The organism is Lactobacillus amylovorus DSM 20531, assembly GCF_002706375.1.
Classification (GTDB): Bacteria; Bacillota; Bacilli; order Lactobacillales; family Lactobacillaceae; genus Lactobacillus; species Lactobacillus amylovorus.
This window is the reverse complement of record NZ_CP017706.1, coordinates 1,679,149-1,691,067: the sequence shown is the minus strand read 5'-3', so window position 1 is coordinate 1,691,067 and position 11,919 is coordinate 1,679,149. Positions and strand designations below refer to the sequence as shown.

Here is an 11,919-nt window from a genome sequence, read left to right as displayed (position 1 = left end):
TTACTCTTGATTGATCTTTTTCTTTATATCTCCATAATACCAATTTTCTAATAAATATCAACTAATTTACAAATTGGACCCCACCATTTTAAATAAGTCTTTAGATTTAAATCAATACGCCATAAAGCTTGCAATAGCAGCATTTTCATCATTTAATATAAGTGTTTCAGCTATTGAATGCTGACAAACGCTGATAAACAAATATAAAATGCTGATTAAACAATTACAATTTTAGTCAGTCATGTTAACTTACTTTATGGAGATACGAAATGATTCAAGAAGAAAGATTAGTTCAAATAAAAAAGATGCTCAAAAAAGAACACCAAGTATCAACTAAAGAAATCGCTAAAAAGTTCGGTGTATCTTTTGATACGGCTCGCCGAGATGTAATTCACTTAGCCACTACAGGTCAAGCAGTCAGAATCCACGGTGGGATGATGGAAATTAGTCAAAATGACGTACCTGATTTTCTAGCTAGAAATCAAGTTCAATCTCCCGTGAAATTAAAAATGGCCAAGATGGCAAAAAGGTTCATCCATCCTGGTCAATGTGATTTTATCGGTCCTTCTACCACGCTCAAGCAGCTTTGTCCCATGCTTAACGGGATGGATATCCAAGTAGTAACCAATTCAATCGATAATGCTTTGAGTTTACTGACTAGTGAATTTCCATCCGTTAGACTTCTGGGCGGCGTGATTAATAAACAACAGCGCTACATTTATTCAGAGGCTGCCCTTGAGACAATTAGAAAAATTCGTTTCAACACTGCTTTTATTGGTGGTTCTAAAGTTGACGCCGATGGCGTTTATACATCATCAATGGCGGATGCCGAAATTGTACGTGCAACAGCTAGTCGAGCAAAACAAATCGTCTTGGTGGCTGAAAAGTACAAATTCACGAATCATTCTACTTCTCCGTACATGTCAATTCCATTAGATAAGGTCGATGTCTTAATTACCGACACGCCTTTATCTGATGAAGTTAAGCAGCATTTCAATTCAAGAACGCAAATCATACCAGTATTAAAGGAGTAATTATTATGTTCAGTCTCTTTAAATCAAGCCAACCCAACACAAAAGAAATTTATCAAGAACTCAAGAAATTTTACAACAGTTTTTTCAGCAATATTTATAATGAAATGAATATTGATCGCTATCGTCAAATCAGAGACGTAATCGGTCTCGTAATTAATAAATTCGACGAAAACGATCACCCGCTTGAATACACCGGCAAATTAGTGATGTACATTCAAGCCAGAGTTGCTTCACGTCACTTGCGTTTAAGCAGCGAACAAGAAGCAATCATGAAAAAATTAACGGAATCTACAAAATATGTAAATCTTTCTTACGTTTATTTAAGTCCGATTGATTCTGCCGAGCAATTCGTTTAAGATTTATAGAAATCAGCTCTGCCCTAGATCAAAAAGATGAATCCCCCAATAAACGATCGGGCAGACTAAAAAATCTCGAGGTTCTTATGTGAATTTCGAGATTTTTTCTTTTAGAAATTGATAGCGCTTAATTTTTAAATCGAATTAGCTAAAGTTTTGCTTTATAATAAGATTCAAAAGATATAGATTTTTTACAAAGGACGAATATATATGAATAAACTTCCCTTCAAAGTTGTTGCTGTCGATATGGACGGTACTTTCATGCGCGATAATCAAACTTTTGATCACAAAAGATTTGACCGCATTCTAAACCAGTTAAGAGATCAAGGTGGCCACTTTATCGTTTCAAGTGGTCGTCCTTATACCAGACTGCGTGAAGATTTCGCAAGCTTTTTAACTAGAATCGACATGATCGCAGATAATGGCTCGCTTTTATTGCAAGACAACAACATTATCAGCACTCATCTGCTTACTTATAAGACAACAGTTGATTTAATTCACTTCATCCAAGAACATTATCCAGAAAGTTCAGTTATTGTTACTGGTGTTGATAATTCATACACAACAGTTAATGCATCCCCTGACTTTAAGCAAAAAATGAGCTTCTACTATCCAGAATGTGTTGAAGTTAATGACCTACTTTCAACCGTTTCGCCTAATGGTCAAGTTACCAAGATTACTTTGAGCTATAAAAAAGACTTCTCGGCAGAACTTGAAAGAGAATTTAACAAGCACCACGCAGAAAAAGTCCACTGTACTTCAAGTGGTTTCGGCTTGCTCGATATCGTGCCTTACAGCGTAAACAAAGGTAGCGCATTGCAATACTTCTTACGCTACTTTGGCGCTAAGCCAAGCGAATTGATTGCCTTTGGTGATGGCTTGAACGATACAGAAATGCTTAAACTTGCTGGATACAGCTACGCAATGGCAAACGGTGATCCGGAAATTAAGAAGATCGCTAAATATGAAGCTCCTTCTAACAACGATGATGGTGTTTTGGAAGTGCTTGATAATTACTTGAATAACTAAAAAAAGTTGAGCAATTTTGCTCAACTTTTTTATTTACCCAAATTTACAAAAGTATTGAAATTCATGTAGTGGTAATGAACACGCATATTTGAAACTTCAAATGGCGTACCATCATCTAAAAAGAAGATACCTTCCATCACACCCACCGGCTCTGTGGCCTTCAAACGCAATTGTTCTTGGTCTGTCTTACTTGATGGTTCAACCGTGATATTCAAAAATGCCTTAGTAACAGTTTTATTTTGCTCATCTTCCAAATAATTAAAAAGTGAACTTTGCAAAGTCTCTGGCTTCAGCTCCGGCATAATCTTGATTGGCAAATAGCCAGTTTCTATCAAAAATGGCTGCTCATCTAAAAGACGCAGACGCTTGAATTCATACACAAAGTCATTTTCATTGATAAACAGATCTTCCGCAATTTCTTTGGTCGCGTTAATCACATGAAAATCGAGCAACTTAATCTGTTGCTTTTTACCAGGCACCTTAAAACTGTCAGTGATCCCCAAGTTCGAACCATCATAACGGAACATCGCTTGGTTCTTTAAATAAAGCGGATTGATAAAGGTACCACTGCCTCGCTTTTTAAAGACGATTCCTTGTTGAGCCAAAAGTTCCAAGGCTCGCTTCATCGATGACCGACTAACGCCATAGCGTTCTGCTAAACTACGCTCATCGGGAATCCGCATCCCATCATATTTATTATTTAAAATATTCTGTTTTATATCCTGCATTATTGTCCGATAAACGTAATTCGCCATTATTCTCTTCCTTGATCAGCTTTTTCAATACTATCGATAAACCATTTTGCAAATTTCTCTAAATCAACATCAGTTGCAATTTCCGCATTTGCATGCTCTTGATCCATAAAGTTAATAACACTTGCTCCGTAAGTAAATTGGCCGCGAAGTTCAATTTCAACGTTGGCTTTTTTCATCGTAAACATTTCGGGATGAAGCAAAATGCCCACTGCAGTTGGGTCATAAATCTTGATGCGGGGATCGCCATCTGGTTCATGAATGTGTGAAAAGAGTGCGTAAAGCATATCGCCAACTTCACCGCATTCCTTCACCTTGGCCATTTGATCTGGCAAAAGGTGCGCCTTGTTACCAATTTCAAGTGGGGCAACCTTAATTGGCAAACCGCTGTGGAATACCACTTGTGCAGCTTCTGGATCACCCGCAATATTGTATTCAGCAAGTGGACTGTGATTACCACGGCCAATGTTTCCACCCATGATCACGATTTGCTCAACGTTGTCCTTTACTTCAGGGTATTGCTTAAAAAGCAAAGCAAAATCAGTCAAAGGTCCAATGCCGAGCAAAGTTACCTTTTCTGGACTATTCTTAATTTCCTCAGCCATTAAAGTTGCGGCAAGACCTGGCTTGATCAAACTTCTATCTGCCTTTTCAAATTCGTAACCGGCAATTCCAGTTTTCCCATGAACTGATGCCGCACTAATCTTTGGTGCCACAAGTGGTTGATTAGCACCGACAACGACAGGAACCTTAGTGTGCAAGAATTTTTCTAAATCGAGTGCATTTTGCAAAGTGTATTCAAGCGCCACGTTGCCCCAAGTGGGAACGATCATTCTGACATCGAGTTCGTCTGCAAAAAGACTGATGGTCATAGCTACGATGTCATCGATTCCTGGATCGGTACTAATAATTAAAGGTTTTTTGGTCATAAAAATTGCCCTTTCTAAGCGTTGTAAGTAACTTAATGATACAAGAAAACGACCAATAAAAAAAGTGGTTCGATCCAAACCACTTTTTCTTTATTCAAGATTATTTAGTATTTATCTTTTCTTATCTTCGATCGTACCATCGCTGTGAGCAATAATTACTTCATCACACATATCAAGGAACAAACCATGTTCAACTACACCAACAGTATGATCAAGGTAGTCTGCTAAACCATGAGGGGCAGGAATTGGATCAACTGCTAAATCAATGATGTAGTTGCCATAGTGAGTGATGTAACGCTTGTCACCATCCATACGCCATTGTGGCTTCAAGCCTTCTTGTTCAAAGCGTCTGAAGTTTTGCTCACAAGAGATTGGTAATACTTCAACAGGAAGAGGGAATCCGCTCAAACGGTGAACCAACTTAGATTCATCAACGATCCAAACGATCTTCTTTGAGTTGATGGCAACGTTCTTTTCAAGGGTTAAAGCACCGCCACCGCCCTTGATACCATCAAGGTTGTCGGCAACACGGTCTGAGCCATCAACAGTCAAATCGGCTTGATCGATGTCCGCAAGTTCACTAACTTTAAAGCCTAAGCCTTCAAGTTGCTTCTTACTTCTGTTACTGGTAGTAACAATGGCCTTAAGTTTTAAGCCATCTTCATCCTTGCGTTTGCCCAAAGCATCAATGAAAAATGCGACAGTAGATCCAGTACCAACACCTAAGATCATCCCGCTCTTTACCATGTCGGCTGCTTTTTCGGCAACTTCTTTTTTCAAACGATCTTGCTCAGTCTTATCCATTATTCCTCATCCTCCATTGCTTGCTTTACTTCTTGTTCAGTAGGAATTGATGGTTGTGCACCCAAACGTTGCACAGCAATTGATGAAGCACGGCTAGCAATCTTAGCAGCTTCTTCAAAGTTAGACATATCGGCATTCAAGTTACTTGCAAAGTAACCGATAAAGGTGTCACCGGCACCAGTAGTATCGGTAGCATCTACCTTGTAAGCCGGTACTAATGTTTCAACATCTGGTGTAGAAATATATGCACCTTTATCACCATAAGTAATAATGACGTTCTTTACGCCAAGCAAGTGCAATTTTTCAGCGTTAGTAGCCAAAGTAGAATTATCTTTAATTGGAATACCTGTGATCTTAGCACTTTCAGTTTCATTAGGCATGATGATATCAGTATATTTCAATAAGTCTGCTGGAATCTTATCAATTGCAGGAGCAGGATTCAAAATAGTAACCTTGCCTGCATTTTTAGCCATCTTGAAAACTGAAGTAGTAACATCAATTGGCGTTTCAAATTGAGCAATAATGCAGTCCCAATTATTAATCAAATCGCTAGCGGCCTTAAGATCTTCAACGGTCAATTCATAGTTGGCACCGTGGTCGATAATAATATCGTTTTGACCAGCTTCATTTAAAGTAATGTAAGCATGGCCAGTCTTGGCACCCATCGTGGTTTGAACATAAGTAGTGTCGACACCGTAGCTCTTCAATTGGTGGGTAATGTAGCCACCATCGCTGTCTTCACCTACACGGTTAATAAAGTAAGTCTCTGCGCCACTCTTAGCTGCAGCAATGGCTTGGTTAGCACCCTTACCACCACCAGCAGTAGTAACATCTGTGGCATTAATCGTTTCACCAGGTTTTGGGAAATCCTTTACATGCAATGTGGTATCAACATTGCTTGATCCAATAACTACAATCTTCTTCATGAGCATCCCTTCTTAGAAATGTATTTAATCCTTTCTAATTATAACAAAAAAACGCATTCAGTATTTCGAATGCGTTTTTTGAAATCCTAATGTAAAATACCGCCGTTTACAAAGCCCTTGAGACGTTCGGCTTCCCACTTTAAAGTATCGGAATCGTCGACTTGCGAAATCTTGTAGCCAACAAAATATGGTGAAGCATAGAAACGAGGAATAATCTTGCAGCAGGTACCTTCGCCGTCATTGATTGGGTAGAAGAACAAGTTGTAGGAATCCACACCGTGTGACAAAACTGAACGAACATATTGCGTACCCTTTTGAATCAAGTCAGCCCAGGTATCCAAGTTAGTGTTGTCCTTTGTCAAAATGTTCACTTCTTGGTAGCCTTGCACAGGATAAGCGGATAAATTCATTTCAACTGAACCGGACTTGCCCACCTCAAAGCCTTTAAAGTTATCAGGCTCAATGTCATTATAACCATCTTTGTGGTAAAGCCCAACGATCTGCATGTGTGGGTGAGTCAAAGAACCGTCGGATTTGGGGCCGAAGTTCTTGTACCATAACACACTCTTGTATCTGCCTGAATTGTACATCTTTTGGAAACATTTCAAGGCAAACTTCATCAATTCTTTATTGTCTTCACGCGTATAAGTTGAAATATCACCTTGGTGGTCGCTTGATTCAATTAAAATTGTTTGATCGGTATCCTTCAAAGTTGGGTACTTGTTTTTCAGCCAGATCTTGTCACCATCTTTATCGAAAATATTAACTAAATGACGTACATCACAGAAGGGACAGCCAGCGCTTTGGTTACCTTGACGATTGCCGTAGTCGTAGTCATAAGGCTTACGCTTACCGATTGAATATTCATAAACTAAAGGGTTTTTATCCATAATTCTCACCTGCTAAACCAACTACTAAATCTCATCTTGATATCTATTTTCTCTATTATCAATTTAAGAACATTATATTAAATTTGTCTATGAATAGTACGTATAATTATGTTAAACTTCTACTTGAAGAAAAGAAATATTGAGAGGCAAAAAGAGAATGAAATTCTACAAAAAACTCGCACTCGTAAGTGCAGCAGCACTTGGCCTAGTTGGCCTTAGTGCATGTTCAAACAATAATAATTCTAGTTCAAGTTCTTCTGCAAAGATCCCTACTAAAATCAGCAAGAAGACTACTGTTAACTTCTGGTATTCATTAACTGGTACTTCACAAAGTGCTTTAAAAAAGTTAACTAAGGACTTTGAAAAGAAGAACCCTAACATCACCATTAAGTTGCAAAGCCAAGGTGGTAACTACTCTGACTTGCAAGCAAAGCTTGTGTCAGGTTTACAATCACCAAAGGACTTGCCAACTATTACGCAAGCTTACCCAGGTTGGCTTTACAATGCGGCTAAGAACAACATGCTTGTTAACTTAACTCCATACGTTAACAACAAGTCAGTCGGCTGGGGCTCATACAAGAACAGTGGGATTAAGAAGGCACTTTGGGATGGTGCCAACATTGGCGGTACTCAATACGGTGTACCATTTAACAAGTCTGTTGAAGTACTTTTCTACAACAAGACTTTGCTTGATAAATATGGCGTAAAGGTACCAAGCAACATGAGTCAACTTGCTAGTGCATCTGCTGAAATTTACCGTAAGAGTCACCACAAGGTACGCGGTATGGGCTTCGACGCACTTAACAACTACTACATGATGCAAATGAAGGAAACTTACGGCAAGGACTTCAACAAGAACTTGAACTTTGCAGCTAAGGATTCTGTCAAGGCTATCAACTACTACGCAAATGGCGTTAAGGCTGGTTACTTCATGCAAGCTGGTACACAAAAGTACATGTCAACTCCATTCAACAATGGTCAAGTTGCCATGTTCATCGGTTCTACTGCTAACGAAGCTTACCTTAAGCAAGGACTTAAGAAGGGCTACGTTTACGGTGTAGCTGCTCGTCCAAGTCAAATGAACGTACAACAAGGTACTGACATCTACATGTTCAAGAAGGCTAGCGCAATGCAAAAGGCTGTCGCATTCAAGTACCTTAAGTTTTTAACTTCTAAGTCATCACAACTTTACTGGGCAAAGCAAACTGGTTACATGCCAGTTAACACTGCTGCTTTGAACGACTCAGCTTACCAACAAGCTAAGAACAGCAAGATCCCTGCAATTTTGTCTAAAACTTCAAAGAAGCTTTACTTCTTACCTGTAACTAAGAACTCAATTACTGCATATGACCAAGTTAATGTAAATATGCAAAATATCTTAGCTAAGGCAAGCAAGGGTCAAAACTGGACCAGTGATATTAAGGCTGGTAAGGCCAAGCTTGACGCTTCTTGGAAGCAATAAAGATAGACTAATTTAGATAATTAAAAGGACATCCCCCAAAGGAAAGAAGGGATGCCCTTTTTTATGTGGTCAGAATGTCGGACTCTGAATTATTCACTCAAAGCCCACTTTAAATTAAACCATTAAATCCCAATTTAGTCTGCAAAATTCCCACTACTGGGAAATATTTTCTACCTCAACACATAGCAAGTATTATCCTTACCCAAATCATACTGATCAAAGAGCTTACCAATCTCCACATTAAAATTCTGAATCAAATCATGCTGATTCTCCGCACTAAACTTCCGCGCAAACTCCTCAATCACTGCATCCCTACTCTTCTCAAAATCTTCCACCGACTCTGCTCCAAGCACTGCAGCACTAATATCAGACTCCTCGGGCAAAAACCGTAAATCATGATCAAAAACCAACTTATAGCCATAATGATCATCATCGTTCTTCAAATAAAAGACAAACTCCGCCTCATCAGGGTTCTTCTTCATTTGCCCCGTCAATTCCTTAAACTTCATAAAGTTCACAAAGAAATCATAGAAGTCGCCATAAAAATCTTCATCGAAATGATCAATCACTTCATCATTAATTACTTGCTTTGCTGCTAATTCATCTAGTTTCACTTATCTTCATCCTTTAACAATTCATTCTTAAATAGTTCAGCCAACTTCACCAAACTCTTATGATCTGGATAACGCTTAGTCAGCTCATCTATCTTCTCCGTTGCCATTTTCTTAATCTCATCACTAGAACTGATCTTTTCGATAAAGTCCGTCAATTCACCCGACCGGCTAAGCAGCTTATGCTCACTACGGCTTTCTGCCAAAAACGCCTGGTCAATCTTACGCAACTTCAAGCTGCCATCTGGATTAAACTGGTATCCGCCCCACATGTGCTGCTTAATCGGCTGCATTGGCTCACTATCGACATAGCATAATTTACCAACCATATGGTGCGTTTCCGTAATACCCAAAGTCACCGGATCATAAATATCCACGTAGTTAAAAATCCGCTCACGCATCTGTGCTACACGTCTTCTCTCCTTTGGTGTAAGAAGCAACCAAATATTGGTACCTTCATACAAATAAGCTGCCGCTATCGCCTCCGTATGACTGCAATTAGCCAAAGCAAACTGCGCATTAATTGAACCCAAGGAATGCCCATAAATATAGAATCTGCTTCCTCTAAATTGATTAATCACGTGGTTCAAAAACGTGCTTGCCGTCTTTAACTGACTCGGAATGCGTCTTTCCTGTGATAGCATCGCCCTCAAAATAGGGATATTCGTTTTAAACCATTCATCACGCCAAGTCTGCGATGTACCTTTTTTAATACCGTAAGATCCCTTAAACAAAATCGTGATTTCACTGGGACTACTAATCACAAACGCACTCATCCCATCTTTAGCGTGTTCAACCCGGCAAACTGTACCAATATCATACGGACCAATCGTAATATTATCGCCTAGTTGCAAATGTTCATAAGATTTTTTAGTTAATTCAACCCGTTCACGGTCGGTTAATCGTTCATTTACGCCCATAATATTTTTCCTACTAAAAAAACTAACCCTTACCACCATAGTAGCATGAGTTAGTTTTTTTGAATAAGATTATAACCACTAATTGTTGTACTTCTTTTGTAAGTAGTTGGCCACTTGTGATAAGCAGAAGCAGATGATGAAGTACATTACAGCGATGATCACGTACATCGGAATCAAGTAAGTCGTGTTTTGACTGTAGATGATTTGTGCGTGGTAAAGAAGTTCTGGCAACACGATGATCGTTGCAAGTGAAGTATCCTTAACTAGTGATACGAACTGTGACAAAAGTGCAGGAATCATGTTGTGCAAAGCTTGTGGCATAACAACGTGATACATTGCTTGGCTGTATGACATACCGTTTGAACGGGCACCTTCCATTTGACCTGGATAAACTGAGCCAATACCTGAACGAACGATTTCGGCTAACATCGCACCTTCGAAGATTACCAAGGCCGTAATCGAAGCCGACGTTGGATTTGTGACAATACCTAATTGTGGCAAACCAAAGTAGGTAAAGAAGATGATAAGCAGCAATGGTAAGTTACGGATAATATCGATGATAAAGCCGACGATTGCTGAAAAATATTTAATCTTCATATAGCGGATCAAACCTAAGATCAAACCCACTACAAAACTAAGCGCAATTGAAATAAGTGATACATAAATCGTTACCCAAAGACCTTGTAATAAGAAGCGGATATCGACCCATGAATATGCATGAATAAAAGTTTCCATTTTCTATCCCCTTCCTATTTAGCCAATTTCTTTTCTAGGTGACGCATGTAGTAGCTGAGTGGCAAAGTCAAGATCAAGTAGAAAAGACCTACAACAATATATGTATCAATAGTTTGGAAGGTTGAAAATGCGATCAGCTGTGCTTGATACATCAAGTCAAAACCAGCAACGAAGGCTAAAACTGAAGAGTTCTTAACCAAGTTAACGAACTGGTTGCCAAGTGGTGGGATCACGATCTTCATGGCTTGAGGCAAAATAACGTAACGCATTGCTTGCGTATAAGTCATCCCGTTTGAACGAGCACCTTCCATTTGACCTTCACCGATTGAGTTAATACCGGCACGCACCGTTTCAGCGATAAAGGCTGAAGTATAAAGCGTTAAACCGATTGTTCCGGCTTGGAAACCTGACAACTTAACGATGTAACGTGGAACGATCAAGTAGAAGATCATAACGATAACCAGCAATGGAATGTTACGGAAAATTGCGATATAAATCTTAGCGATCACGCGACCAAACTTTGGCGGAGCTACTTCAAGCAGTGCGAAAAACACGCCCAAAATCAAACTGAATACTAGAGCGATAACACTACACAAAATAGTGTTCCAAAAACCTGTCAAAAAGCTGCCCCAGTTATTGGTAATAATTTGCCACATTATTTCAATACCCCCTTAAGACTAAAACCAGGAATTCCTGCGAACCACTTCTTGATCAAACGGTTGTAAGTACCATTTGCTTGAAGCTGCTTAAGAGCCTTGTCAATGTGATTTGCCATGTCGGTTTGACCCTTGTCAACAGCGATACCATAAGGAGCATCACTATAAACACCGCCGACTAACTTGTAGCCCTTGTTTTCTTGGGCGATACCAGCAAGAAGACCGTTATCAGTAGTCAAAGCTACACCTTGGTTAGCCTTAAGTGCTGACATCGCTTGACCATAGTCATCATATTGAAGCACACATGCCTTTGGTGCTGACTTATGCACATCATCAACTGCAGTAGTTCCTTTTACGGCAAGTACAGTTTTATTATTTAAATCTTTAACGTTGGTAATTTTGCTATTGTTGGGTACAAGCAAAGATGAACCAGCTGGGAAGTATGGCTTACTGAAGGTTACTTGTTTAGCACGCTCTGGCGTAATGGTCATAGTTGCTAAAACCGCGTCCACGTTACCGTTTTTAAGAAGTGGAATTCTAGTGTTGGCAGTAGTAGTAACAAAACTTGCAGTACCCTTTTTACCTAACATTTGCTTAGTTATAGCCTTAGCCAGGTCCATTTCAAAACCTTCAATCTTACCGGTCTTAACGTTGGTCAAACCAAACAATCTGGTATCTGCTCTAACGCCCCAAACAATATGCTTATTTGCTTCTACCTTTTGGTAAACATTCTGATCCTTATGGCCACAGGCTGATAAAGTGAAAGCCAGCAGCACTAGTAAAGGTAAGAAAAGATATTTTCTTAATTTTTTCAT

General features: G+C 39.3%; 14 protein-coding genes. 4 read left to right on the top strand and 10 right to left on the bottom strand.

Annotated elements, in window-relative coordinates; all coding sequences use genetic code 11:
• Positions 1-269 precede the first annotated feature (269 nt).
• The 3 genes from LA20531_RS08705 (at position 270) to LA20531_RS08695 (ending at position 2,419) form a co-directional block, all read left to right on the top strand.
• Entirely contained in the window at positions 270-1,034 is a 765-nt protein-coding gene (locus LA20531_RS08705) for a DeoR/GlpR family DNA-binding transcription regulator (protein ID WP_056939431.1), read from the top strand.
• Between the two features lie 5 nt (positions 1,035-1,039).
• The gene (locus LA20531_RS08700; protein WP_056939430.1) at positions 1,040-1,390 is read left to right on the top strand and encodes a bacteriocin immunity protein; all 351 of its coding nucleotides are present in this window, start codon (positions 1,040-1,042) and stop codon (positions 1,388-1,390) included.
• A gap of 210 nt (positions 1,391-1,600) precedes the next feature.
• Positions 1,601-2,419 carry a Cof-type HAD-IIB family hydrolase gene (locus tag LA20531_RS08695; RefSeq protein WP_056939429.1) on the top strand — a complete coding sequence of 273 codons (819 nt, stop codon included), beginning with the start codon at positions 1,601-1,603 and terminating at the stop codon, positions 2,417-2,419.
• A gap of 29 nt (positions 2,420-2,448) precedes the next feature.
• Here LA20531_RS08695 and LA20531_RS08690 read toward each other — a convergent pair whose 3' ends face one another.
• From LA20531_RS08690 to LA20531_RS08670, 5 genes are all read right to left on the bottom strand, one after another.
• Positions 2,449-3,174, bottom strand: a complete 726-nt coding sequence (locus LA20531_RS08690; RefSeq protein ID WP_056939428.1) for a GntR family transcriptional regulator — start codon at positions 3,172-3,174, stop codon at positions 2,449-2,451.
• Positions 3,174-4,100: a nucleoside hydrolase gene (locus LA20531_RS08685; protein WP_056939427.1), complete on the bottom strand. Its 927-nt coding sequence runs from the start codon at positions 4,098-4,100 to the stop codon at positions 3,174-3,176. Before LA20531_RS08685 ends, LA20531_RS08690 begins: the two co-directional genes overlap by 1 nt.
• A 111-nt stretch (positions 4,101-4,211) precedes the next feature.
• Positions 4,212-4,904, bottom strand: coding sequence for a ribose-5-phosphate isomerase RpiA (gene rpiA / locus LA20531_RS08680; RefSeq protein WP_056939426.1), 693 nt, complete (start codon positions 4,902-4,904; stop codon positions 4,212-4,214).
• The gene (gene rbsK, locus LA20531_RS08675; protein ID WP_056939425.1) at positions 4,904-5,830 is read right to left on the bottom strand and encodes a ribokinase; all 927 of its coding nucleotides are present in this window, start codon (positions 5,828-5,830) and stop codon (positions 4,904-4,906) included. The genes rpiA and rbsK overlap by 1 nt, the downstream gene beginning before the upstream one ends.
• Before the next feature lie 86 nt (positions 5,831-5,916).
• Positions 5,917-6,720 (bottom strand): DUF4931 domain-containing protein, encoded by an 804-nt coding sequence (locus LA20531_RS08670; protein ID WP_056939424.1) that lies wholly within the window; start codon positions 6,718-6,720, stop codon positions 5,917-5,919.
• Positions 6,721-6,877: 157 nt separating this feature from the next.
• Between LA20531_RS08670 and LA20531_RS08665 the strand changes: the two genes are divergently transcribed.
• Entirely contained in the window at positions 6,878-8,182 is a 1,305-nt protein-coding gene (locus tag LA20531_RS08665) for an extracellular solute-binding protein (protein WP_056939423.1), read from the top strand.
• 170 nt (positions 8,183-8,352) lie between these two features.
• Here LA20531_RS08665 and LA20531_RS08660 read toward each other — a convergent pair whose 3' ends face one another.
• The 5 genes from LA20531_RS08660 to LA20531_RS08640 form a co-directional block, all read right to left on the bottom strand.
• Positions 8,353-8,796: a hypothetical protein gene (locus tag LA20531_RS08660; protein ID WP_056939422.1), complete on the bottom strand. Its 444-nt coding sequence runs from the start codon at positions 8,794-8,796 to the stop codon at positions 8,353-8,355.
• Positions 8,793-9,713: a DUF2974 domain-containing protein gene (locus LA20531_RS08655; RefSeq protein ID WP_056939421.1), complete on the bottom strand. Its 921-nt coding sequence runs from the start codon at positions 9,711-9,713 to the stop codon at positions 8,793-8,795. Before LA20531_RS08655 ends, LA20531_RS08660 begins: the two co-directional genes overlap by 4 nt.
• A gap of 78 nt (positions 9,714-9,791) precedes the next feature.
• Complete coding sequence (locus LA20531_RS08650) at positions 9,792-10,448, bottom strand: amino acid ABC transporter permease (protein WP_056939420.1); 657 nt, start codon at positions 10,446-10,448, stop codon at positions 9,792-9,794.
• 14 nt (positions 10,449-10,462) lie between these two features.
• On the bottom strand, positions 10,463-11,104 hold the full coding sequence (locus tag LA20531_RS08645; RefSeq protein ID WP_056939419.1) for an amino acid ABC transporter permease: 642 nt from the start codon (positions 11,102-11,104) through the stop codon (positions 10,463-10,465).
• Positions 11,104-11,919: a transporter substrate-binding domain-containing protein gene (locus LA20531_RS08640; protein ID WP_056939418.1), complete on the bottom strand. Its 816-nt coding sequence runs from the start codon at positions 11,917-11,919 to the stop codon at positions 11,104-11,106. The genes LA20531_RS08645 and LA20531_RS08640 overlap by 1 nt, the downstream gene beginning before the upstream one ends.